23 protein-coding genes and 2 tRNA genes are annotated in these 24,276 nt (G+C 56.5%); 17 read left to right on the plus strand and 8 right to left on the minus strand.

The window, feature by feature from the left end:
• Positions 1-27: 27 nt before the first annotated feature.
• The 8 genes from F8N36_RS15990 (at position 28) to F8N36_RS16025 (ending at position 6,770) form a co-directional block, all read left to right on the plus strand.
• Positions 28-1,197: a phosphoglycerate kinase gene (locus F8N36_RS15990; RefSeq protein ID WP_291334060.1), complete on the plus strand. Its 1,170-nt coding sequence runs from the start codon at positions 28-30 to the stop codon at positions 1,195-1,197.
• A gap of 374 nt (positions 1,198-1,571) precedes the next feature.
• Positions 1,572-2,648 (plus strand): dihydrodipicolinate reductase, encoded by a 1,077-nt coding sequence (locus F8N36_RS15995; RefSeq protein ID WP_291334061.1) that lies wholly within the window; start codon positions 1,572-1,574, stop codon positions 2,646-2,648.
• A 142-nt stretch (positions 2,649-2,790) separates the two neighbouring features.
• A complete protein-coding gene (locus F8N36_RS16000) occupies positions 2,791-3,141 on the plus strand; it encodes a NifB/NifX family molybdenum-iron cluster-binding protein (protein ID WP_291334062.1) in 351 nt (116 codons plus the stop codon).
• 6 nt (positions 3,142-3,147) lie between these two features.
• Entirely contained in the window at positions 3,148-4,053 is a 906-nt protein-coding gene (locus F8N36_RS16005) for an ATP-binding protein (protein WP_291334063.1), read from the plus strand.
• The gene (locus tag F8N36_RS16010; protein WP_291334065.1) at positions 4,046-4,957 is read left to right on the plus strand and encodes an ATP-binding protein; all 912 of its coding nucleotides are present in this window, start codon (positions 4,046-4,048) and stop codon (positions 4,955-4,957) included. Before F8N36_RS16005 ends, F8N36_RS16010 begins: the two co-directional genes overlap by 8 nt.
• A 12-nt stretch (positions 4,958-4,969) precedes the next feature.
• On the plus strand, positions 4,970-5,347 hold the full coding sequence (locus F8N36_RS16015) for a NifB/NifX family molybdenum-iron cluster-binding protein (RefSeq protein ID WP_291334066.1): 378 nt from the start codon (positions 4,970-4,972) through the stop codon (positions 5,345-5,347).
• A 6-nt stretch (positions 5,348-5,353) separates the two neighbouring features.
• Entirely contained in the window at positions 5,354-5,719 is a 366-nt protein-coding gene (locus F8N36_RS16020; RefSeq protein ID WP_291334067.1) for a response regulator receiver protein, read from the plus strand.
• Between the two features lie 319 nt (positions 5,720-6,038).
• Positions 6,039-6,770, plus strand: a complete 732-nt coding sequence (locus F8N36_RS16025; protein WP_291334069.1) for a DUF134 domain-containing protein — start codon at positions 6,039-6,041, stop codon at positions 6,768-6,770.
• 95 nt (positions 6,771-6,865) lie between these two features.
• On the opposite strand, the gene F8N36_RS16030 is transcribed toward F8N36_RS16025, so the two are convergent.
• Positions 6,866-7,642, minus strand: coding sequence for a MipA/OmpV family protein (locus F8N36_RS16030; protein WP_291334071.1), 777 nt, complete (start codon positions 7,640-7,642; stop codon positions 6,866-6,868).
• A gap of 125 nt (positions 7,643-7,767) precedes the next feature.
• On the opposite strand from F8N36_RS16030, the gene F8N36_RS16035 reads away from it, so the two are divergent.
• Entirely contained in the window at positions 7,768-8,367 is a 600-nt protein-coding gene (locus tag F8N36_RS16035) for a TetR/AcrR family transcriptional regulator (RefSeq protein WP_291334073.1), read from the plus strand.
• 57 nt (positions 8,368-8,424) lie between these two features.
• Here the strand turns inward: F8N36_RS16035 and F8N36_RS16040 are convergent, their stop codons facing one another.
• Positions 8,425-8,892, minus strand: coding sequence for a YccF domain-containing protein (locus tag F8N36_RS16040; RefSeq protein ID WP_291334075.1), 468 nt, complete (start codon positions 8,890-8,892; stop codon positions 8,425-8,427).
• 213 nt (positions 8,893-9,105) lie between these two features.
• Complete coding sequence (gene purM, locus F8N36_RS16045; RefSeq protein WP_291334076.1) at positions 9,106-10,164, minus strand: phosphoribosylformylglycinamidine cyclo-ligase; 1,059 nt, start codon at positions 10,162-10,164, stop codon at positions 9,106-9,108.
• A gap of 143 nt (positions 10,165-10,307) precedes the next feature.
• Here purM and F8N36_RS16050 point away from each other — a divergent pair, with 143 nt between their 5' ends.
• The 4 genes from F8N36_RS16050 to F8N36_RS16065 are packed head-to-tail and all read left to right on the plus strand — an operon-like array spanning position 10,308 to position 13,450.
• Complete coding sequence (locus F8N36_RS16050; protein WP_291334078.1) at positions 10,308-11,405, plus strand: hypothetical protein; 1,098 nt, start codon at positions 10,308-10,310, stop codon at positions 11,403-11,405.
• Positions 11,406-11,407: 2 nt separating this feature from the next.
• Positions 11,408-12,412 carry an AmmeMemoRadiSam system radical SAM enzyme gene (gene amrS / locus F8N36_RS16055; protein WP_291334080.1) on the plus strand — a complete coding sequence of 335 codons (1,005 nt, stop codon included), beginning with the start codon at positions 11,408-11,410 and terminating at the stop codon, positions 12,410-12,412.
• Complete coding sequence (locus F8N36_RS16060; protein WP_291334099.1) at positions 12,412-12,915, plus strand: cob(I)yrinic acid a,c-diamide adenosyltransferase; 504 nt, start codon at positions 12,412-12,414, stop codon at positions 12,913-12,915. Before amrS ends, F8N36_RS16060 begins: the two co-directional genes overlap by 1 nt.
• A gap of 31 nt (positions 12,916-12,946) precedes the next feature.
• Positions 12,947-13,450: a translation initiation factor 2 gene (locus tag F8N36_RS16065; protein ID WP_291334082.1), complete on the plus strand. Its 504-nt coding sequence runs from the start codon at positions 12,947-12,949 to the stop codon at positions 13,448-13,450.
• 125 nt (positions 13,451-13,575) lie between these two features.
• Here the strand turns inward: F8N36_RS16065 and F8N36_RS16070 are convergent, their stop codons facing one another.
• Complete coding sequence (locus F8N36_RS16070; RefSeq protein ID WP_291334084.1) at positions 13,576-14,265, minus strand: BON domain-containing protein; 690 nt, start codon at positions 14,263-14,265, stop codon at positions 13,576-13,578.
• Positions 14,266-14,358: 93 nt separating this feature from the next.
• A complete protein-coding gene (gene murA, locus F8N36_RS16075) occupies positions 14,359-15,609 on the minus strand; it encodes a UDP-N-acetylglucosamine 1-carboxyvinyltransferase (protein ID WP_291334086.1) in 1,251 nt (416 codons plus the stop codon).
• A 232-nt stretch (positions 15,610-15,841) separates the two neighbouring features.
• Between murA and F8N36_RS16080 the strand changes: the two genes are divergently transcribed.
• Positions 15,842-15,917: transfer RNA gene (locus F8N36_RS16080), tRNA-His, on the plus strand.
• Positions 15,918-15,953: 36 nt separating this feature from the next.
• A tRNA-Pro gene (locus F8N36_RS16085) sits at positions 15,954-16,030 on the plus strand.
• A gap of 240 nt (positions 16,031-16,270) precedes the next feature.
• Here the strand turns inward: F8N36_RS16085 and F8N36_RS16090 are convergent.
• Together F8N36_RS16090 and F8N36_RS16095 are read right to left on the minus strand one after the other, a co-directional pair.
• A complete protein-coding gene (locus F8N36_RS16090) occupies positions 16,271-17,848 on the minus strand; it encodes a sensor domain-containing diguanylate cyclase (RefSeq protein WP_291334088.1) in 1,578 nt (525 codons plus the stop codon).
• A 664-nt stretch (positions 17,849-18,512) separates the two neighbouring features.
• Positions 18,513-19,340 carry a radical SAM protein gene (locus tag F8N36_RS16095; RefSeq protein WP_291334090.1) on the minus strand — a complete coding sequence of 276 codons (828 nt, stop codon included), beginning with the start codon at positions 19,338-19,340 and terminating at the stop codon, positions 18,513-18,515.
• A gap of 330 nt (positions 19,341-19,670) precedes the next feature.
• Here F8N36_RS16095 and F8N36_RS16100 point away from each other — a divergent pair, with 330 nt between their 5' ends.
• Positions 19,671-20,180 carry a TspO/MBR family protein gene (locus F8N36_RS16100; protein ID WP_291334091.1) on the plus strand — a complete coding sequence of 170 codons (510 nt, stop codon included), beginning with the start codon at positions 19,671-19,673 and terminating at the stop codon, positions 20,178-20,180.
• An 87-nt stretch (positions 20,181-20,267) separates the two neighbouring features.
• Positions 20,268-21,035, plus strand: a complete 768-nt coding sequence (locus tag F8N36_RS16105) for a hypothetical protein (protein ID WP_291334092.1) — start codon at positions 20,268-20,270, stop codon at positions 21,033-21,035.
• Positions 21,036-21,260: 225 nt separating this feature from the next.
• Here the strand turns inward: F8N36_RS16105 and F8N36_RS16110 are convergent.
• Positions 21,261-24,276, minus strand: a 3,016-nt coding sequence (locus tag F8N36_RS16110) for an Ig-like domain-containing protein (RefSeq protein ID WP_291334093.1), incomplete at its 5' end; no start/stop codon positions are given.

Here is a 24,276-nt window from a genome sequence, read left to right on the forward strand (position 1 = left end):
GCCAATCCTCTGACAGGGAGAACACATATGCCTATCAAGAAAATGCAGGATCTGGAGCTGGCGGGTAAGACCGTTGTGATTCGTGAAGACCTCAACGTTCCCATGAAGGACGGACAGGTCACCAACGACAAGCGCATCCGTGCGTCCTTGCCCACCATCCGCACCGCTCTGGAAAAGGGCGCGGGCGTGGTGCTGATTTCGCATCTGGGGCGGCCCACCGAGGGCCAGTATGAAGAACAGTTTTCGCTCAAGCCCGTGGCGGCCCGTCTTTCAGAACTGCTGGAACTGCCCGTGGCTCTTGCCCCCACGCTCGACGAGGCCAAGGCGGCCCCCGGTGCCGTAACCCTTCTTGAAAACGTGCGTTTTCTCAAGGGTGAAAAAAAGAATGATCCCGCCCTGGCCGCTCAGCTGGCCGCTCTGGGCGATGTATATGTGATGGACGCCTTTGGCGCTGCCCACCGCGCGCATGCCTCCACCGAGGGCGCGGTGCGCGTGGCCAAGGTGGCCTGCGCCGGGCCTCTGCTGCGGGCCGAGCTGGATGCCTTCGCCAAGGTGCTGAATAATCCCGCCCGTCCGCTGGCAGCCATCATCGGCGGTTCCAAGGTTTCCACCAAGCTGGCCCTGCTCGAAAATCTGCTTGACAAGGTGGATGTGCTCATCGTGGGCGGCGGCATTGCCAATACGTTTCTGGCTGCTGCCGGGTACATGGTGGGCAAGTCGCTGTACGAGGAAGACCTCGTGCCCGACGCCAAGCGCATCATGGAGCAGGCCAAGAATCTCAACAGGGAACTGCCCCTGCCCATGGATGTCGTGACCGCTGAAGAACTGGCCCCCGGTCAGGCGGCGACCACCCGCGCCGTAGGCGACGTGCCCGCCGACCAGATGATTCTGGACATCGGCCGAGACACCGTCATGCAGTACAAAAAGCTGCTCTCCAAGGTTGCCACCGTGGTGTGGAACGGTCCCGTGGGCGCTTTTGAAACCGACCCCTTCGGCGAGGGAACCAAGGCACTGGCGCACTATCTTGCCGATTCCAAGGCCTTTGTGGTGGTGGGCGGAGGTGATTCTGTGGCTGCTGTGGAAAAGTACGGCCTGTCTGAAAAAATGGGCTATATCTCCACTGGCGGCGGTGCGTCGCTTGAGCTGCTTGAAGGCAAGGTTCTGCCTTCGGTGGCCGCGCTGGAAGACAGGGGCTAGAGGGTCTGTTAACACCATGGCTCTTTTTTCCCCTGCCTGCGTCAGGAAGCCCTTTGATTCCGGTCGAGTACCAAAGAGTACACTGCCTTCATAAAAAGGCTTCCTTCCTTGGCAGGGAACAAGATTTCTCATAGTGTTAACAAACCCACGTCCATGCCGCCTTACAACTGGTAGATGGCTGATTCAGACCCCCGGATTTTCTGATCCGGGGGTTTTTTGCGCTTTGTATCAGGCATTCGTGCTGGTTCTGGCAAAGAAATGAAACGCGCTAAAATTTTATAAGCGTAACATGCTTGTTTTTTCACAAGCGTTGCGTATGCTGAAGTTGAAAGCATTTTTCAGCATAAAGCATATCCAAAACCAGGAGGAAACTCATGAGCAAATTGCGGATTGCCCAGTATGGTTGTGGAAAAATGTCAAAGTATTCGATGCGCTATGTATATGAGAAAGGCGCGGAAATCGTGGCAGCCTTTGATGTGAACCCGGCGGTAGTGGGCCACGATATCGGCTCTATCATTGGCGGCCCAGACCGGGGCGTGGTAGTGCAGCACGCGAGCGAGGCCGACAGGGTGCTTGCTGCCATCAAGCCCGATGCCTGCATCATCACCACCATGAGCCTGATGCGCGATATCGCCGAGGCCCTCATGGTCTGCGCCAGAAACGGCGTCAACGCCATTACCACCAATGAAGAAGCCATCTTTCCCATGAACTCATCACCCGCGCTCACCCGGCAGGTGGACGCCATGGCAAAGCAGACCGGCTGCACCATCTGCGGTTCGGGGTATCAGGATGTTTTCTGGGGCAATCTTATTGCCACTCTGGCTGGTGCCATGCACAGCATTACGCGCATCAAGGGCAACTCGAGCTACAATGTGGAAGACTACGGCATCGCACTGGCCAAAGCCCACGGCGCAGGCCTCGATCTGTCGGCATTTGAAAGGGAAATTGCCTCGGCAGACGCTATCTCGCCCGCAGAGCGGCAGCAGCTCATCGAAAAGGGCGAGTTTTTGCCCTCGTATATGTGGAACGTCAACGGCTGGCTGGCCGAACGGCTGGGTCTCACGGTAAAAAGTCAGGTGCAGAAGTGTGTGCCGCAAACCCACGGGGCCGAGCTGCGTTCTGAAACCCTGGGCATGACCATACCGGCCGGGCATGCCACGGGCATGTCTGCCGTGGTCACCACTGAGACGGAAGAGGGCATAGTCATCGAGAGCGAGTGCGTGGGTAAGGTCTACGCCCCCGGCGAGGTTGACCGTAACGACTGGACGCTCATGGGCGAACCAGACACTCAGGTCGTCATTTCACGGCCCGCCACGGTAGAGCTGACCTGCGCCACCATAGTCAACCGCATTCCTGACCTCATCAACGCCGCGCCCGGTTACGTGACCACCGATCTCATGCCGGTCAACAGCTACCGCGTCAAATCTCTTGACCATTACGTGAACAAGTAATTCATTCTTCCCCCCCAACCGCCATTGGCGGAGTTTCCGCCGCATGCAGCAACTGGCTGGTGCGGCGGATTTTATTTTTATCTGCTTGACAATTTGTCGCGTGGGATTATGCTCATTTGAGCAAAAACAAGGGAGCGAGCAGATGAAAGTTGCCGTCTCAAGCGAAGGCCCGGGGCTGGAATCGCAGGTTGATCCGCGATTCGGCAGGGCTGGCGGATTTGTCATTGTGGATATGGAAACCATGCGGGCCGACTATGTGGATAACGGCGCGTCACAGGCTGCTGCTCAGGGGGCTGGCATCCAGACTGCCGAGCGTCTGGCCGGGCTGGGTGTGCAGGCTGTCATGAGCGGCTATGTGGGGCCCAAGGCTTTTATGGCGCTTAAGGCTGCAGGGCTGGACGTGTATCAGGACATGGACAACCGCAGCGTGGCAGATGCCGTGCGCTGCCTTGCGGATGGCTCGGTGAGCCCCGCCACTGCTCCCAACAAGTAGGTTCATATGCGCATTGTTATTGCCAGTGGCAAGGGCGGCGCGGGAAAAACCACGGTAACCGCCTGCCTTGCCTCACAGTGGACAGGCGACCTCATGCTGGCCGACGCCGATGTGGAAGCGCCCAACCTGCATCTTTTGCTGCACCCAAGCCTTGCAGAGCCTGAAACGGTCTGCCTTGAAGTGCCGGAACTGCTGGCAGAAAGATGCACTGGCTGTGGCGCTTGCCGCCCCATGTGTTCCTATGGCGCTATTGCCATGCTGGGCGCAAAGCCCATGTATTTTCAGGATATGTGTCACGGCTGCGGCGGCTGTTTTGCGGTGTGTCCGGAACAGGCGCTGCGCGTGGCACAGCGCGAGCTGGGCGCGTTGCTGCTGGGCACGGCCCGGGCTGGCGAACGAAGCGTGCCATTTCTTATGGGGCGCACCCGTGTGGGTGAGGCCATGACCCCGCCGTTGCTGCGCGCGCAAGAGCGCAGGCTGGCGGCAGAGCTCATGGCCCACCCCGCGGATGTACTTATGGATGCGCCACCCGGCGTGAGCTGCCCGGCCATGACCGCTGCCCGCAACGCCGATGCCGTGCTGCTGGTGGCGGAACCCACACCCTTTGGTCTGTACGATTTCAAGCTGGCCCATGCGGCTTTTGCACAGCTGGGGCGACCTGTTGCCTTGGTTATCAACCGCGTGGGCATGCAGGGCAATGCTGCGTGCGAGGAAGAGATGCGCGCCTGGTGCGCCGGGGCCAAACTGCCTGTTTTGGCAGAACTGCCCTTTGAGCGCGAGGCCGCCGAGGCCTATGCGCACGGCGTACCTCCCACAGAGGACCAGGGCGCCACTGGGCAGCAGTGGCGGCAGAGTTTTGCCGAGCTTGCGGCAAAGCTGCGGAATTTTGCGGAGGGTGCGCGCCATGCATGAGATTGTAGTTGTTAGCGGCAAGGGCGGCACAGGAAAGACAACGGTTTGCGCCGCATTTGCCGCGCTGGCGCATGCACGTGGGCAAAAGGCCGTGCTCTGCGATCTGGATGTGGACGTGCCTGACATGCACATTCTGCTGAACCCGCAGATACAGCAGCGCGAGGCCTTCATATCGGGCAACACGGCCCGCATCAATCCTGATCTCTGCACCGCATGCGGACGTTGTGCCGAGTTGTGCCGCTTTGACGCGGTGCACCTTGCCGACGGCGTATACAGCATTGACGAATTGGGCTGCGAGGGCTGCGGTGTGTGCCACAAGCTATGCCCGGCGGGGGCCGTGGAATTTCCTGAGCGGCGCTGCGGTGAGTGGTACATGAGCGATACACGCCTTGGCCCCTTCGTGCATGCCCAGCTTGAACCGGGACAGGAAAATTCCGGTCGGCTCGTGTCGCAGATCAAGCGTCAGGCCCGCGAAAAGGCTGCCAGCCTGGGGGCAGACCTTGTGCTCTGCGATGGTTCGCCCGGCGTAGGTTGCCCTGTTATCAGCTCTCTTTCCGGCGCGGCGCTGGCCGTGGCGGTGGTGGAACCCACCCCTTCGGGGCGGCACGACTTTGGCCGGGTGGCCGAGCTGTGCGCGCATTTTCGTATTCCCGTAACGGTACTCATCAACAAGGCCGACTTGAACGCGCAGGAAACAGCCCGTATCCACGCCATGATTGAAGAGGGGGGGCACCACCTGCTGGGCGAGCTGCCTTTCAGCTCACTGGTAACGCAGACCATGGTGCGGCGTCAGGCCCTTACGGAAGAAAATTCAGCCCTTGCCGAAATACTGGCCGCAGCCTGGGAGCGCGCGTGCGCCCTTGCTGCTCAGCCGGGGCGGCGGGGCGCAAAAAACAGTCTGTAAAAGGAAAGCATCATGAGCAAGACTATTCTGGCAATTCCTTCGCAAATGCCCGGCGGCCTGGATTCCGGCATGGGCATGCATTTTGGTCATTGCGATATTTACACCATTGTTGAGCTGGAAAACGGGCAGGTGGCTGGTCAATCCACCCTCGCCTCCATTCCTCATCAGCAGGGCGGCTGTCTTGCTCCGGTACAGTACCTTGCCGCCCACGGTGTAAACGCGCTGTTGGCTGGCGGTATGGGCATGCGCCCCCTGATGGGTTTCAACCAGATGGGCATCAGCGTGTACTACGCTGGCAACCAGCCCACAGTGGGCATGGCCGTACAGGCTTTTTGCCAGGGCAAGCTGACAGAATTTACGCCCGACCAGACCTGCGGCGGCGGTCACTAGGTCGCCATGAAGCGCTCCATCTTGTTGCAGACGGGCAGACCGGCCGTTTTTGCCCCCTTTGTGCGGGAGCTCGAGCGGCAGGGCTGCACCGTAACCACGGTTGCAGATGCCGCAGCCTGCAAGGATTGCGTGCAGCGACAGGCCCCGCAGCTGGTGGTGGTTGACGCGCCCACGCACGGGCAGGCACGGCAGGATGTTATAGGCATCATGCGTGTAAACGCGCTGGTGCATACAGCGGTTGTTACTGACATGGCGGCTGATGCCTTTCATGACGCCATGGAGGGGCTTGGCATTCTGACCTCGCTGCCGCCCGCACCCGGGGCGGATGACGCACGCCGCCTGTTGCAACTGCTGAACGACGTGATGGCCTGAGCGCTGGGCCACAGGCCCGGCAGCGCACAGGTTTTACATTGGCGCAGGCCCGTATTCACGCTGGGCCGCGCACCTTGGGCCACTGATACGCGTCCCGTACAGGCGCGATTGCCGGGCGGCCCGCGAAAACATGGCCGGATCTGAAACAGGTTTACCCCTCCTGTTTCAGGTTCGGCCATGCCCGATCTGTTTTTGTTGCCATGCCGCACACCGCGAGGTGTCGCGCAATATCCCCAATGCCGCATCAGCCGTGACTGCGCCCCTTGCGCATGCCAGTTCATTGGCTTATTCTCAAATAAAACCATATTGCTGGGAAATTATGCCAAGACCTTGCCATTGCAGGCGCGTAAGCGCGCTGCCCAAAAACAGCTGTTTCAAACCCAACGGGGTTCCCCTGCACGAGCTTGAAGAAGTGGTGCTGTCGCTGGATGGCCTGGAGGCCTTGCGGCTGGCCGACTTTGAAGACCTGAACATGGATGAGGCCGCCGCCCGCATGGGTGTTTCGCGGCATACCTTTGGCAGGCTCTTGCGTCGCGCTCGTCGCAGTGTGGCGCAGGCCCTTGTGCTGGGGCAGGCCCTGCGCATTGAGGGCGGCGTGTGCGCGGTGGATGCCCCTGAGGGGCACGATGCAGGGGCAACTGCCAAGGGGGCAGAATCCGCAGCGGGCGACCTGCTGGTGGCTGTTCCCAGTCTGATGCCGGGTGGCCCTGAGGCTGCGCCCAATGCGCATTTTGGCAGATGCCAGGTCTATACGCTGGCCCGGGTGGAAAATGGAAAGATAACAGAGATGGGTGTGCAGCCCAACCCCATGCATCAGGGTGGCGACTGCGGCGGGCCGGTGCAGGCCCTCTTGCGGCTGGGGGTAAATACCCTGCTGGCTGGCGGCATGGGCATGCGCCCCTTGCAGGCTTTGCAGGCGGCGGGCATTGCCGTGTACTATAATGCCAGTCTGCCCACGGTGGCCGACTGTCTCAACGCCTTTGCCGCGGGCAGGCTTGTGCCTTTCGGCCCCGGGCATCTGTGCCAGGGCGGCTGCGCTTCCAAACGGTAGACTCATGCAGGCCGCGGCAATGACCCGCAAGAGTCTACACGTTTAGAAAGCGCCTTGTTTGTAAGCCCGGCGTGCAACTCCACCGGGAACATTCGCTAGAATGCGTACAAAAAGCCCCCGCTCAGCGAGTACTTGCTGCTGTGCTCAACCATGGGGCTGTTACTGACCTCTTCACCCAGAAACAGAGCCTTGCCACTGGCAAAGGCGCTCCAGCTTTCCGAAAGGCCCACCCGCAGGGTAAGCTCTCCGTAAGGGGCAAGGGTTGCCTGAGGCGAGTAGTGGCTCAGCCCGCTGGCCTGAGCCTCGCTCTTGCTCACACCGTAGTAATAGTCGTTGTAATTCTCGTCGGTCCACTGCACTCCAAGCGTGGGAATAAGTGACATGTTGGCAAAGCGGACTGGATAGGAATATGACGCAACTGCCATTACACCGTTATTCACACCCAGAGCATCGGTAGAAAGCGTGGCCGCAAGCATGCCCAGATCGGTGTGCAGCCGGTAGTTGATACCCACCATGGCCGATGCATACCGGTCATCAAGCTTTTTCATGGCCGAGCTGTCGCTCCACGAGGCGAAGAAATTCTGCGGCAGATACGAAAGCTGCACGTTGAATTCGTGGTTTTCGTTTTTGAATACATGCACGCCGCCACTCAGCCCTCGCAGATACAGCCTGTCTCCCTCATAACCCAGCAGGGGCAGGGCTGTTCCCAGCCGTTCCACTCCCCGGTATTCAGACGTTGAAACCGTGCCGCCAATGCCGAGGTCGAAGCCCCAGCGGTTGTCGGTGTTTTTGTTTTCTTCTGCCTGCACTGCAAACACAGACCCTATAAGAATGGTTACTGCTGCAATACACGACAGCACCTTTTGACGCATGGTTCCTCCTGCGCAACAAAAATGTTGCACTTTCCATAGAAAATAGGTAACCGGTTGATTACACGAAAGCCTAGCTCTAATCTTGGAGCCATGTCAAGCAGCAACAAGTACAGAGGATGAACGCAATGGTTTCTGATCGTAAGAAAGTTTCAGCCCCACAGCAAAAGCGCAATGCTGCAGCAACGCGTAACCGTTTACTGCAAGCAGCAAGAAGGCTCTTTGCCGGAGCCAACTATGTCAGTGTTGGTATTCGAGAAATCGGTGCAGAAGCAGGAGTAAACCCGGCTTTGATCAGTCGCTATTTTGGCTCGAAACGGAACCTTTTTCTTGAGGTGGCATCCATACTCAATGAAGAGGGCAATGCTGCCCTGCCCGATGCTCCCCCCGCAGAAAGAACCAAGCTGGCCATGAACAGTATTCTGTGCGACGGCGCGCACAGCGCGTGGGTGACGGATTTTCGCATCACGGCGCTTTCTGCGCTTGATCCCAATGTTTCGGATGTAATGACGGCTACGTATGACAAGGTGCGTGAGCAGATCATGGGTGTGCTGTCGGACGAACAGGCGGCAACCCGTGCAGAGCTGATACTTGCGCAGCTTATGGGCGCCGCTCTGGTGGTAAACCTGCTGCGCGGCGACAAGTCGCCAAAGATTGATCTGGAATTTATGAAGCAGTTTTATGCCCGGCAGATGGAAGAGCTCTTTGCCGGCAGCGTGCAAGGCTAGCGAAAGACAAGGCCCTGCGTCTGGAAGTTGCGCAGGGCCAGCCCGAATTTTTTTCTGCTAGAAGCGGCCCTCGCGAAAGCCGCGCTCTGCGGCTACACGTTCTGCTGCATCGGCCAGCGGGGCGGGTACAATGGTCTTGCCGATGGGGCAGAGCGCCAGAGCCGCCAGTTTGACGTGCTGCCACGCAAAGGGAATGCCGATGATGGTCACCGCGCACATGATGGCCGAAAGCAGATGGCCCATGGCAATCCACACGCCAGCCAGCACAAGCCAGATGATATTGCCCACCGTGCCCCAAATGCCCGTGCCCACATCCTGCCTGCCAGTCAGCACATCACGCGCCACCGGCATTTTGCCAAAGGGAAAAAAGGCAAAGCTGCCCATGACAAAGCAGGCCCTGCCCCACGGAATGCCCACAATGGAAACAAAGCAGAGCAGGCCGTAAAGCCACCACACAAGCCCCATAAGAATGCCACCGCACAAAAACCATATGGCATTGCCAAGGCAGCTGATGGTGCTGTTCATGAAAGCCTCCTGAGCGTACTGGCGGCAAATGCCGCACACAGGCAAAAATATTGTGGATCATGCTGGTGCAAGATTTTGCGCCAGATCAGCAGGTATAACAAACCGCCCGGTATTTATGCGCGCCTGCTCATTGAGGCACCACGCAGGTTCCGCAGGGTGGGGTTTGTCATAGACAAGGGCCGCCCGGTATCTCCAGGCGGCCCTTCTTACAGACTAGAAGTTGATGATGACCTGTTCCTGGGCGTCATCCTTGGAGCGGCGGGCTATGTCGCCTATGCACCAGGCCCGCAGTTTGAAGGCCTGGATGCGGCTGATGGCTTCCTCGGCCTGATCGGCGGGCACAACCAGCACAAAGCCGATGCCGCCGTTGAAGATTTGCAGAATTTCAGGCCAGCTGAGGTTGCCCGCTTCCTTGAGCCAGTTGAAGACCGGGGCCATCTGCCAGCTGCCAAAATTAATGCGCGCTTCCACCTGTGCGGGCAGCACACGGGGAATATTGTCGTAAAAGCCGCCGCCCGTGATGTGGGCCATGCCCTTGACGTTCATGTCGCGCAGCAGGGGACGCACCGCTTCCACATAGATGGTGGTGGGTGTCAGCAACACATCGCCAACGGTTGCTCCGTCCGCTCCAGGGAAGGGATCGGTAAGGGCAAGGCCGCTCTGTTCAAGCACCTTGCGGGCCAGGGAGTAGCCGTTGGAATGCAGGCCGGACGAGGCAATGCCGATGATCTTGTCGCCCACCTGAATGCCGGAGCCGTCGATAAGCTTGGCATTGTCCACAATACCCACGCAGAAACCGGCAAGGTCGTATTCACCGGGCGCGTACATGTCGGGCATTTCGGCGGTTTCGCCGCCGAGCAGCGCGCAGCCAGCCTGACGGCAGCCTTCGGCCACGCCGCCAATGACGGTCTGGGCCGTTTCTACATCAAGCTTACCGGTGGCAAAATAGTCTAGAAAAAACAGGGGGTTTGCGCCCTGAACCAGAATGTCGTTGACACTCATGGCCACAAGGTCGATGCCCACGGTATCGTGTTTGTTGCAGGCAAAAGCCACCTTGAGCTTGGTTCCCACACCGTCGGTGGAAGAAACAAGCACAGGCTCGGTCATGCCGTTGAGGTCAGGCCGGAACAGGCCGCCGAAGCCGCCAATGTCGGAAATGACGCCTCTGGTCTGCGTGCTCTGAACCATGCCTTTGATGCGCGAAACAAGTGAGTTTCCCGCCTCGATATCAACGCCTGCCTGGGTGTAGGCTTTTGCGCGGTCGCTGGACATCCGATGCCTCCTTTGAATCTGCGCTACATAACACAGCTTCGGCCAAACCCCAAGCGACTTTTTGAGGCTCTTCCCGCGAGTTTTTTCATAGACCGCCCTTGTCACCGCTGGTAGAATGGGACCGGAGGGGAAAGGAGCGTGCCATGCGTGGATATGCCAGTCTGTATTTTTTCTGCGCCGTACTGACGTTCGTTTCTCCTGCTGCGCCCAATGCGGCAGAAAACGCAGCAGAATACCGCGCGCCTGTTGCCGGGGCAAAGCTTGGGCCTGTTGCGCCTGTGCAGCCTGCCCCGCAAGCCCAGCCAGGCCAACAGGGCAACGCCGCCGCACAGGCGGCGGGGCAACCGTCTCAGGCAGGCGGTTTGGCTGCTGCCCAGAACCAGAATGCCCCTTACACCGGCGGGCAAAATCCGCCGTCCGGCCAACCTTCGGCCCCCATGCAGCCCGGCACGGCAGGTGCGCCTGCGCCGTGGCCTTCCGGGGGCATGATGCCCTATTCATCCATTGGCGGGCTGCCAGCGACGGCCCCACAGCCCGATGCTTCCGGTATGCCTGCTGCGGCCCAGGCTCCCGATACGCCAGCCGCACCCGGCTATGACCCCGGTTACGCGCCGTACCCGCCTGCCCCATATCCCGCGAACCCGTATCCGGCGGGCCAGTACCCCGCTGCTCCATACCCTTCTGCACCGTATTCAGGCGGGCAGGGGGGCGATGCCGTGTACGGCACAAGCCAGCTACAGGGCGAAAATTTCAACGACAGGGGCCTCGCTACCCAGTATCGTGACCCACAAACTGGCGATATTGTTACTTCTGTTGTTCCACCCAGCCCGCCAGAGCAGCAGAACTACGGTACCATCTTTGTGGCCCCCCAAATTTACCCCGATGGCAACAACTGGGGCGGCAACCCCTATGGCCCCATGCCCAGACCCGGCCAACCCTACATGCAGCCCCCGGTCATGTGGCAGCCGCCCCCGCAGTATGTCAGACCAGCCGACCCTGACCGGCATCGGCATTCTGACCGCAGGCATGATGACCGCCGACATGACGACAGGTATGATGGCCGTTACAATGGCACGCCACCGCCTCCGCCTCCGAACCAGGGCCAGTATCCGGGCCAGTACCCGGGGCAGCATGATTTCCGCGGCGGAGACAGGTACGACTCTCGGCAGGGCCCGCAGGGCAATTCAACGTATGACCAGCGCGATGCAGACAGAAGCCGCGATGGAAGGGAGAGGCGGTAAGCATGCTTGCAGCTCTGTGGGATAGCCAGCCTGACGGTTCCGTATTGTGCCGCCTGTGCGCGCACCGCTGTCGCATACGCAATGGTGCCAAGGGCATTTGCGGGGTGCGTGTAAACATGCGCGGCAAGCTGGTTTCGCTGGTCAGTCAGGTTGTGACGGCCGCGGCCATGGATCCGGTGGAAAAAAAGCCCCTGTACCATTTTTTGCCCGGTACCAGAATTTTTTCTGTGGGCAGTGCCGGATGTAATTTTTCCTGCAAATTTTGTCAGAACAGCAACATAGCGCATGTGCCCGAAAACGGCATGGTTCCGGGCAAGCGGGCCGCCCCGGAGGATCTGCTGCTGCTTGCCCAGAGCAATCACGCCCAGTCCATGGCCTTTACCTACAACGAACCCACGGTTTTTTTTGAGCTGCTGTACGAAACAGCGGGCATGGCCCTCAAAAAGGGCATTCGCAGCGTTCTGGTGACCAACGGCTACATGTCCAAGGATTGTCTGGCGGCCCTGAGCCGATGTATATGCGCGGCCAATGTGGATCTGAAGTCGTTTCGCGATGATTTTTACCGCAAGTATTGCGGGGCGCGCCTGCAACCTGTGCTTGAAAGCCTGAAGACCATCAAGAAAATGGGCTGGTGGCTTGAGGTTACAACTCTGATTATTCCCGGTGTCAACGACGGAGCGGAAGAGCTGGCGGAGCTGGCAGCGTTTATTCGCGACGAGCTCGGGCCCGATACTCCTTGGCATGTTTCGGGTTTTCATGGCGCGCACTTGATGATCGACCACCCGGACACGCCTCTGGCCACACTGGAGAAAACCTGGAGCATCGGGCGTCAGGCCGGTTTGCAGTATGTGTATATTGGTAATGCCCGCAGCGCTCTTGGCAGCAACACGTTTTGCCCCGCTTGTGGGGCTGTGGTTGTGGAACGCGACATGTATGACACGCGACTACGCTCGGTGGAGGGAAAATGCCCCTCGTGCGGCGTGCAGATTCCGGGAGTCTGGAAATAATGATTCTTGTGTACACAGGTGACGGCAAAGGTAAAACAAGTGCCTGCGTGGGCCAGACCGTGCGCGCCCTTGGACAGAATATGACGGTGGCTTTTGGGCAGTTCATGAAGCGCGACGGGCAGGCGGGCGAACAGGCAATGCTGGCGCGACTGCTGGGTGACCGTTTTCTGGCTGGCGGGCTGGGTTTTTTGCGCAACGATGCGGATCGACCCTCGCACCGGCAGGCGGCCCTGCGTGTGCTTGAATGGGCGCAGGCGCAGCTTGAGCAGGTGGATATGCTGGTGCTGGACGAAAGCCTGTATGCGCTTGGTTCTGGCATTGTTGAAAGGCAGGAACTGGAGCAGCTCATGGCGGCGGCGCGCTCCCGGAGGCGGCATCTGGTGCTCTCTGGCCGCAATGCGCCCGACTGGCTGGTGGAGGCGGCGGATCTGGTCACCTCCATGACGGAGATCAAACATCCCTGGCGCACGGGCGTAAAGGCCGCGCCGGGCATAGAATTTTAGGCTGCCCGCATCTGCAAAGGAACACCATCCAATGGCCCAGTTGACCATTTACGTTGCCGGATCGTTCAAACACAAACATGGGGTGCGCCTGTTGGGGCGCGAATTGCGGGCCATGGGCTGCCGCATGCTGGACTGGACAGACAAGGCCGTGCCGCCGCCGGGGCTTACCCCTGCCGAGCGGCGTATCTGGATGGATACCGACCGCGACGGCGGCGAAGTGTACGCCTTTTGCCACCACGCCTGCCTGACGGCGGACATGGTGATTTATTACGGCGCTTCGGGACAGGATGCCGGAGTTGAGGTGGGGCTGGCCGCCGGTGCCGGGGTGCCCCTGCTGGGCATACGCGGGCCGCTCGAGGGCCCTGGGCTCATGCTGCACGGCGCGGTAAACGGCTGGGTCGACAGCGTGGAAGATGCGCTGGAAACTGTGGCAGCCCTGCTGGCCTACGCGACTAACGGCTGGAAGGGCTTTGAGGCCGAGAGCAACCCCGTGCTGTGCCGGCTTGGCGCAAAACTGCGGGAGCGGCTGGCCTGACCTGACACCACATTGCTCATGCCTGCGCGGCCCCAAGTGTTCTCATCATATTTTTTTCAGCGCATGACAAAGCCCCCAAAACAGTTTCTGTCTTGGGGGCTGATTTGTTTATGCAAAAGGGTTTGCTACGGCAGGTCGCGCGATTCCACGTCGCCCGATTTACCGCCACTGCTGGCAGGTTTGCCATAGCTTGGCGTGCTGCCACCCGAGGGTTCCATGCTGCCGTCCATGGGGCTAACCCCCGATGCGTGTTCTGGTCGCATGTTGTCAAGCTGGCCTGCCTTCTGGGGCAGCATGAGGTAACTTGTAACCGCAGTTACGCCAGCAACTCCACGCGCGGCCTGTATGGCAAGCTGTTTTTCCGACTCATCCTTGACCACGCCCAGCAGAACAACGCGGCCCGAATTGACCTCTGTGTCAATGCGGGTGGACGAAAGCCCCTTGGTGCCAATGAGGTCTTTACGCAGCTTGGTAGCCAGCACAAAATTGCTGGTGTCGCTGGTGGCGGGGGTAAACCAGTGCGTGGTGACCGAGCGGGGTTTGTAGCGGTTGGCGATGGTCACAGCCTTGCCCTGCATGTGATCGGGCACTTCGCCCACTAGGAACACGTGGCCGTAGAAGCTGTATACTGCCACAGACCAGCCGCCAGAGAAGCTTTCATCCAGCAGGGCTGTTTTGATTTTTGCGGAGAGTTCCTTATCGTCCGACATGGTTCCCATAAGCCGCTGGTCGTCATAGATGGAATATCCGGTGTAGGCGCAACCGTTAATAAGCGTCATGGAAAGCAGCAGCAAAAGAAGAGCAAGTCGTTTCATGGAACCCTCCTGAGGCCCGCATTGCGGGCGAAACATCATTAACGAACCTGTCGGGCTGCATCCCGGGGTGGGGGCAGCATGTATCCACCCGGCTTACTCGTGTTCACGCCGAATGCGCGCGCCAACGGCATTCAGCTTGTGCTCGATGCTTTCGTAGCCACGGTCAAGGTGGTAGATGCGGCGCACTTCTGTAACGCCCTTGGCCGCAAGGCCCGCAAGCACCAGCGAAGCGCTGGCGCGCAGGTCAGAGGCCATTACGGGCGCGCCAGTGAGCTTTTGTACGCCGCGCACCATGGCAGTGTGACCAGAAACCTTGATCTGTGCGCCCATGCGCATGAGCTCAAGCACATGCATGAAGCGGTTTTCAAAAATACTTTCTTCCACCACGCTGGCTCCTTCTGCCAGGCACATGAGTGCCATGAGCTGGGCCTGCATATCGGTGGGGAAGCCGGGGTAGGGCTGGGTTTTTACGTCCGTGCCGCGCAAGGGGCCTGCACAGCGCGCCAGCACTCCTTCGGGGGTGCTGGTTATTTCCATGCCCATGCTACGCAGCTTGAGAATGACAGCTTCCAGATCCTTGAAGGGACAATTGCGCAGCATCAGCTCGCCGCCGGTAATGCCCGCTGCAACCAGAAAGGTGCCAGCTTCTATACGGTCGGGCATGACGGGGTATTCACCATCGTGCAACGAGGTGACGCCCTGAATGCGGATGACAGATGTGCCGTGCCCTTCGATTTTTGCACCGCAGGCACGCAAAAAGTTGGCAAGGTCCACAATTTCTGGTTCGCGCGCGGCGTTTTCGAGCACAGTTTCGCCCTCGGCAAGGGCTGCGGCCATGAGCAGGTTTTCCGTGCCGCCCACGGTGGGCATATCAAAAGAAATATGCGCGCCCTTGAGTTTGCGGCAGCGGCCAATGATGTAGCCTTCTTCAAGCTGAAAGCTCGCGCCCATGAGTTCAAGGCCCTTGAGGTGCTGGTCTACCGGGCGTGCGCCAATGGCGCAGCCGCCGGGCAGGGCCACGCGGGCCTGACCAATGCGCGCCAGCAGCGGGCCAAGGCACAGCACCGAGGCGCGCATTGTGCGCACCAGATCATAGGGAGCCTCCGGCAATAAATTGCCGGGCTGCACCTGCACCCGATGGTCGGCGTATTCGCAGGTGCAGCCCAACATGTTCAGGAGCTTGATGGTGGTGTGAATGTCTCGCAGGTTGGGCACATTGGTGATGGTGACCGGCTCTGACAGCAGTATGCATGCAAAAAGAATGGGCAGGGCCGCATTTTTTGAGCCGCTGACCTCAATGCCGCCAGTAAGCGGAACGCCGCCTTCAATAACCAGTTTGTCCATGTGTGTCCCCGAAATATGTTTGTCGCTGAGATATGTTGCCAGCGCCCGTATTCGTGAAAGGCGCTGCTGGCTTGCAAATATGAAGATTTTTTGAAGGCTGCGGAGCGGCATTTTTCTGCGCGCCGGGCAACTTTTGGGAGTGTAGTTATTTTCCTAGATAAAATCCAGGTGGAGCTATGTGGAAAAAATGCTTGCAAAAGAAAAAATACCTGCGTATATGAATCTTCCCGTGGCGGAAGTAGCTCAGTAGGTAGAGCACCTGGTTGTGGCCCAGGTGGCCGTGGGTTCAAGTCCCATCTTTCGCCCCACAATTTTCCCGCGCCGCAATGGCGCGGGTTTTTTTTCGGAGCGTGGCGCAGCCTGGTAGCGCACCTGCTTTGGGAGCAGGAAGTCGCTGGTTCGAATCCAGTCGCTCCGACCATATATCAAGGCATCGCCGTCTTTTTGACGGCGATGCCTTTTTTCGTGCGACGCTCGTGCGACGCGGCTATCGCTCATCGCGCAGCCGCTACCCCTTCAATTGCATCCGTGATCCAGAGCCCTGCGGGCATGACTCGTCTGGTATGGGGTTTTTGGGAGGTATTGGTTCAATCGAGCTATAATTTCCCCATGGCATACAGTGCGGATAGCAGGATTGTGGGGTTGCTGCATGATCAAATGCTTATGCCATGCTGCAGTCCTCATCACTCCATTGTGCAGACCGGTTTCTACCATTCTTTTTGGCCGTATACATGGCGCAGTCTGCTGCGCGAATACCGTCCTCCAGTGCTGTGCTGCATGCCTGGATTTCATGCGAAAGTTCCGCGACGCCAATGCTTGCCGTGATGTTAAATGTGATGGAATCGTATGTGACTGGAGTCGCTTCAACTTCCCTGCGAATCTTTTCAGCAAGGTACATTGCAGCCTCTGCCGTTGTTGAAGACGCCAGTATCGTGAATTCCTCTCCACCAAAGCGGGCGCATATATCGGATGATCTGGTATGATTTTTCAAAATGGCACTGACGGTTTGCAGGGCTGTATCGCCAGCCTGATGCCCAAATGTGTCGTTGACGCTTTTAAAGTGATCCAGATCCAGCACCAGACATGTGCAGCTGACTCCACTGCGGCGGCAAATTTCAATAACTTTGCATCCGTCTTTTTCAAGACTTCGCCTGTTCGCAAGGCCTGTAAGAGGATCTGTAAGATTGCTCAGTTCCAGTTCCTGTACGTATGAAGATATTTTTTTGGCCATATCGCAGAAGTTGTGGTATAAAGTAACTACTTCTTGCGGGGCCTTATTCATATTTATATACGGACATGCAGTATTCGAAATATTATTCAAAAGGGTTGTTGAAAGGGTTGATATGGTTTCTATTGGTTTAACCGTTGCGGAAATATATTTTTTTATCAATGGTAAAATGACCGTAAGTGTTATTATAGAGACAAGAAAAAAACTGATTAAAAAAGATTCCATCCTGCTCAGGATGCTGTTGAAAGGCCTCTCAATGGCGAGAATCCATTTATCATCATTGATGGCGGTGCTGATTCCAAGGACTCGAACCCCATTCGTGTTAATGTAACTTTGGGGTGTGCCATCTGTTTTTTGAGGGGGAATGATGTTTGGAGGGGCATTTTTGTCCACATTGGCCAGAACGGCATGGCTTTTTGCATCAATAAGGTATGGGCGTGTAGAATTGTTCGTTTCGGAAAGAGAAAACTCTTCAGTCAGGGTCTTGAAACTGATAGCCCCAATTATTACTCCTTCAAACTCATGTTCCTTTCCATAAACTGGTTGGGATATGATAATGATGTAATCTCCGGAGAGTCGGCTTATCAAGGGCGACGTTGCCGTTGCTTGCCCGTTGCGTGCGCGAATAAAATACTCCCTGTCGGCAACATTTGCAGTAGTAAACGTGGGCACGCTTTCCTTGACATCTCCATATTTGTCAAACAAAACGATACTATTAAAATCATTATGGGCAGAGAGGAAAGATTTGAAGTTGTCGAGCCGCATTTCTGGCAGGTGGATAATGCTAGGATTTGATGCGACAAATTTGAGCAGGTCTTCATGGTGGTTTAACCATCCCGATATGGCTTTCTGCTGATTTGATATCTCATCGCACATGTCATGGTATGCATCCGTTATAACTTCTGTTCGAAAGGCATAATAGAATGATATTAAAAATATTGTGGGAGGTATTGTTAATAATAAAAGCGTATATTTGATAAATTTACCGTGTATAGTATTTAACGCAAGCATGTGATTTCTCCGAATTGTGGGATGAAATGCAACTATACAGTGATATGCTCGATTATAAGTCAATTGTGTGTGTTAATTTTCTTATATATTATAATAAATATTTTTTATTGTGTTTTTCAAAAAAATATGCATCATTTTTTGCTTTGACCAGTACTTTTGTCAAGCTGACAGACAGCGGAAATATCAGATCAGAATGAATCCACAAAACAGAAAAAATGAATTTGAACAGCAATTTTCTTTGTCAGCAAAAAGATTTTATTCGAGATGCATCTAAAATGCGCAGCTTTTGTTTTCGCCAATACAGTGGCTCAAAACAGCATGAAAAAGTTCAGGCGGCATGCGGCAATTTGGGGGATCATCTGCAATACTTATACGAATTGGAGATGTGTTTTCTTCAAGCTCATACCACGAAATATATAAATTTTACCAATGGTTATCATTTGCGTTTGCATGCGAATAACAAACGTGTCGGCTGCTGAACCAGCAACATGGGGTATCAGGATTGGATGCGGCATTGAAGGTATTAGTCAGAACAGCATTTGTACCTGTTATGGGAGAGCCCGTTTGAGCGGGATAACGAACAGCAAATTTTGAATATGAGGCGGGTTTCCTCTGTCTTCGAAGGCGTATGCAAAAAAGAACGGTATAGCCATGTTTCACCTACTCAGCCAAAAAGACTCAGTTGCCTGCTCCCCTGTTTTTCATCAAGTGTGCTCAGGTATTGGAAAATCTGCTTGGGTTCGTGCATGATGCCGTGCCGCGCGCAGTGACGGTGGAACATGCCCATCAGGTGCTCGCCATTCGGGCTGCCCAGTATGTATTGCGTACCGTAGGTGCGCATATACTTCTCCTTCATGCCGGGAAAGTGCCTGTCCAGCTGACTGTAGAAGTATTGGCGATTGCCGTCGCGAAGCGTCACGCCCATGCCAAAGCAGATGATGCCCCGCACCTTTCCCTCAGCGCAACAGTCTAGAATTTCAGAAATATTTTCCTCTGTATCATTGATAAAGGGCAGAATGGGGCAGAGCCAAACAACGGTAGGTATGCCCGCATCGCGTAGCCGAAGCAGTGCCCTGAAGCGCTCTGACGTCGTGCTTACGTTGGGTTCCAGCTTTTTGCACAGGTCTTCATCGTGCGTGGTCAGGGTCATCTGTACAACGCATTTGGCCCGCTCATTGATCTTCTGCAGCAGGTCGAGGTCGCGCAGTACGCGGTCTGACTTTGTTATCACCGTAAAGCCAAAGCCGTACTCGTACAGCAGGGCCAGTGCCTTTCTGAGGTTGCCTAGTTTCAGCTCAGCCGGAATGTACGGGTCGGTCATGGAGCCTGTGCCGATCATGCATTTTTTGCGTTTGCGTTTCAGGGCGGCTTCAAGCAGCTCCAGAGCGTTTTCTTTTACCTCGATGTCTTCAAAGTCATGATCCATGCCATAGCAGGTGCTGCGCGAGTCGCAATAAATGCAGCCGTGCGTGCAACCACGATAAAGATTCATGCCGTTCTTGGCGGATAAAATTCCTTTTGCCCTTACAAAATGCATCTGGTCCATTCCGCCTTGTGGTTGTGCGCAATTATGCGGTTGCCGTGTCCTCGTCTTTCTGTGCTCGTATGTCAGGAACTCCAATTTTTCAATGCCATGTCATAGTGGGGGAGGGGTGGATTGTTACCATGCAGAATTAAAGAAGATTTTATGTGTTTGCCATTCCGCAGGCGCGAATATAATCTAGGAAGGAGAACATAATCTCCAATAATTATCCCACATTCTACCTAAAACCAGTGTCTGCTCTCAATCAACAGGGTTTGTACAAACCCCCAGGCGGTGAGTATGGAAGTACCCCAGAACAAAACATTGCCATTGATTGTGCTGCTTGGTTATCTGGCTGCTACCTGCGCTGCCGCCGTGATTGGCTCGTACTTCACCGTACAGGTCTCCATTACCCGGTTTTATGCAGCATTGATAAAACCTGCCTGGGCTCCGCCAGGGTGGATCTTTGCCCCCGTGTGGACCGCGCTGTATATCAGCATGTGCCTTGCAATCTGGCAGGTATGGAGAAAGAAGCCCATGCGCCCCTCCAGGGCATATACACGGGCACATGCCAGCTGGTGGGGACAACTTGCGCTTAACGCTTTGTGGCCAGTGATTTTTTGGTTGCAGCCAGCGGGTATGGCTGCATTTGTGGTGTGCGTTTCTCTGGCTGTGGCTGTTTGGGGTTGTGCTGCAGCAATGCGCCGTGTTTCTGTGGCAGCGGCCATGCTCATGCTGCCGTATGCCTGCTGGGTGAGCTTTGCCACAGCCCTTTCATGGGCGCTGTGGAGCATGAACCCCACCAGCTGAAATGGCTGCCCCATGCGCTAAGTTTTTTTAAAAATCCGCCGATAAGCTGAAGAGGAGCAGATACCATTTACGGAAATGGGGTGGCGGATGGACTTCTTTGATGAGATTCTGACCTATACCTACCTGAAAAGTAGCAGCCTGAGCCTGCTGCTGGATAGTGTGCAGCAGCAAGCGCCTGCCATTACACAAAAATCCGGCAAGCAGATGATGGCTGAAGCTTTGACAGGCCGGATCAGAAGCGATTCTTCCATGCTGCGCCAGGGGGCGAAAAATGCCACCGAAGCATCAAACATCGCAGGCATAGTAGCCAATTCCTCTTCCGCGATTCTTACCAATCTGAACCAGATGCTGGCCCTTGCCCAGGAGGTAAAGGCCGACTCGACCAAGGCCGCTGCAGACGCCCCCAAATTCACGGCTCTGGCCCAGGGCATTACCTCGACCATCGCCAACTCAAAATACAACAATATTTCTCTGCTGGATAAATCTGGCTGGACAGGCGACAGCCGTCTCACCATAAATGGCGGCGGAAACTCCGCATCGTTAAAAATTCAGGTGGGGTATGACAATTCAACGTTTACGCTGAACGACATGTCGTACCTCAATTCTCTCTCCAGCGTGGATTTGAGCAGCCCTACGCTCGACTTGAATGCGCTCATAAGCAATCTTTCTACAAACATAACCACAGCCACAATTATCTATAATGGCAATAGCGCACTCTCCACGGCATACGCTGGCGAATCTGCCTTTCTGGTGAAGCAGGCTGACATTTTGACCAAGGCTGCCAAGGATGCCATGCCCAGCGAGGAAGACCCGCTTTTGCGTGATCTTGGCAGTATCATTTCAACCACCTCCTGATTCTGCCTCACCTGTATCCCGACCCTTTGGGTGCTTCCTGTTTAGGGGAGCACTTTTTTTATGCCCGCACGGGTGTTGGCTTCTGTTATAACCATAGCCTCTGCCGCAGCAGCGCAGGGCACAAATGGAAACACCCCAAGGGGACCTTGGCAAAACCAAAGCCCCCTTGGGGTGTTTGTTGTGCCGGGGGCATCCGGAATGTGGATGCCCCGGCCGTCTTTTTATCTAGCTGTTTGTCAGGATGAACTTGGCCACTTCTGTCGAGGAGCCAGAATCATGGCTCTCGGTCAGGTTGGTGTTCAGCGTCAGATTGGCGCTGGCGTTGGTAAAGGTGTGGTGATCGCCTGTATCAGTCCACTTATCGGCAGCCAGGGTCATCGTGGTTACGGTCTGCCCGTTCACAGTGCTGTCCGATATATTGATGCCCACCGCTGCCAGCTTGCTGAGGTCTGTCAGGCTCATGGGGGCGTTGGCATGGGCAGCGTCAGACCCCTTGATGGCAACTTCCATCGTGTTGACAGAACTGGAACTCAGCAGTGCTGACAGGTTGTCACCAGCATTGCCGGTCAGCAGCACGTCGATGCCGCTTCCGCCACTGATGGTGTCGGTTGAGTGGTAAACCATAATATCGTTGCCGTCACCGCCCGAAAGAGTATTGTAACCCGCGCCGCCGTCCAGGAAGTCGTGTCCGGCTCCACCGTTCAGAGTGTCGTCGCCCGCGCCACCATAGAGGTGGTCGTTGCCCGACCCGGCGTACAGGCGGTCATTTCCATCGCCGCCAAAGAGGTAGCTGTCGCCAGATCCACCAATTATGTGGTCGTTGCCAGCACCGCCATTGAGGTAGTTGTTGCCAGCGCCTCCGTAGATCACGTCGTCGCCTGAACCACCCACAAGGTAGTTATCGAAGCTCACATTTGGTGCATCCGTGCTGGTGTAGTGATGCCCGTCTGTCGCCACGCCGCTGCCAACCAGCAGGTGGTTGGAGCTGTCAATTATAGTGACGCTATGACCTTGCTGCACGTCAACCACCGTATGCAGGTTGCTGGCGGTATCAATGCTCACATTGGAGCTGTTCTTGATGCTGTCGCCGGCGGCAGCGTCGCCAACCCTGACAATGGCGTCGCCATCTGTGCTGTTGTAATCGGTAATGATATCTGCGCCACTGCCGGAGTGGAAAAGGAACACATCCGCCCCTGTGCCACCGGTAAGCGTATCATTACCCGTGCCGCCCACCAGCATGTCATGCCCGGCTCCACCATCAAGAATATCTGCTCCGGCCTGGCCGAAGAGCATGTCGTTGCCGTCGCCGCCGGTGAGGGTATCTGCGCCACCCCGTGCGGTTTCACTCAAACCGTAAAGCATGCTGTGCTCGGTAAGTTCGCGTGAAATCGCTTCGTTTATGGCGGCTTCAAGAGCCGTTCCTGTAAGGGTTGTGCCATTCAGCGAAGTTGCCAGTACGTATTCTCTTACGATTCCCAATGAATCGCCGGGGTTCAATGCGGCCTTGCCTGCGGAAGTCCAGCTGGTGTCCTGAAGCAGCCAGTTGGCATTTACGGCATCACCAAACAGGATGTCGTTGCCCGCACCACCGTTCACGGTATCCTTGCCGACCGACACCAGGTTAACCAGAAGCTCATCGGGGGTTCCCGCATTCAGCGCAGCCTTGAGCTCTGCAGCGCTGTTTACGATGCTTACCGCACCCGCCTTGCCGGTGTAGGTAAACGTGTCTTCGTAATTGCTTCCGTTAAAGGTTGTCGTGGTGTTGGTGACAGAACCACCAGGAACAGGGGTGTTGTCAAAGTACTTCAGTACGTTGGCATCAATGCCGGTGCCAATGCCAATGGCATTGACCTGAACATTGGCACTAACGAGCTTGTTGTACTGGGTTAAAGCTTCGGTGAATTCATTCTGTGACATCTGTGATCCACCGTAATAGTAATTGCCGTAGTCTACCGAGTTGCCCACTGTGCGGGCGGTGGGGATACCATCCGACAGGAAGTAGGCAAGCTTGGTATAGCCGTCACTGGCATTTGTAGTGAACCAGCTTGCGGCAGCTGTGAATGCAGCTTCATAGTTGGTGCCACCATCAGCTTCTGCACTGCTGAGTCGCGAGAACAGGGTTGCCAAATCCTTTTGGTACTTTGAGCTGTTCTCAAGCGCTTCAACATTAATGTTCACCGTATCGCTGAAGCCAATAAGCTTGATGTTGACGATGCCGGGATGATCCTTCAGGTCGTTCAGAAGGTTGGTCAGGGCATTCTGGGCCAGGGCAAGGCGGGTTGTGCCGCCAATGCTGTCGCCCATGCTACCTGAAGTATCAAGGATGATGCACACATCGTAGTTGGTGGGCGATGTACCCGGGACAACCGTGGTGCTCGTTCCACCCTGGTCACCAAGCAGCACGTCGTTGCCGCTGCCACCGTTGAGGGTTGTATCACCATTGGTGGTATCGACAGAGTACTTGCTGTCGTTGATGGTAACCTTGACGGTGGCTGTGGAGTATCCACCGTTGCCGTCTGTCATCTTGTAGCTGAACGTATCCGTCACGCTGGAGCCGTTCAGTCCCTTGACTGCGGCATTGCTGTTATCAAGGTTGTAATCGTAGCTGCCGTCAGAGTTAATGGTAATCGTGCCATATGTGCCCGAGATTACCGTGCCTACACCTGCGGTTCCAGGTGTGGCAGTGCCAGCGGTAACGCCCACCACTGTAAGGTGGTTGCCGTCTGCATCAGTATCGTTGGTAAGTACGTTGCCATGGGCAACAGGGTCACCCTGGTAGATGGTATTTGTGTCGGCAACCGCACTGGGGTCAGAATTGACAGCCACAGAGCGGCTGGCCAGCGCCTCTGTTGTGTTGCCAGCGAGATCACTGACCACAATTCTGGCGTCAATGCTGTGATCGGCCACCAGATCAGAGGTCAGCACGCTTGTCTGATAAACATACGCTCCGCTGACCAGACTTACGGAAGCTGTGTAGGTGTGGTTGTTAACCGTCAGGGTGACGGTGTCGCCAACCTTCACATCACCAGTTACCGTTCCACCTATCGTAGTATTTGTCTGCGTCTTTTCAGTGTTATTCAGTACGTCGTCACCGGCGATGACGCCGATGGTGATGCCCGCCGTGGGAGCCGTGGTGTCAAAGTCGACCGTACGGGTGGCCGTGGCAGAGCCGGGGTTGCCAGCTGTGTCAAAGGTTTCCACCTTGGCGTCGATGCTGTGGTCGGCGCGCAGGTCGGCGGTA

Source organism: Desulfovibrio sp. (assembly GCF_009712225.1).
Taxonomy (GTDB): Bacteria; Desulfobacterota; Desulfovibrionia; order Desulfovibrionales; family Desulfovibrionaceae; genus Desulfovibrio.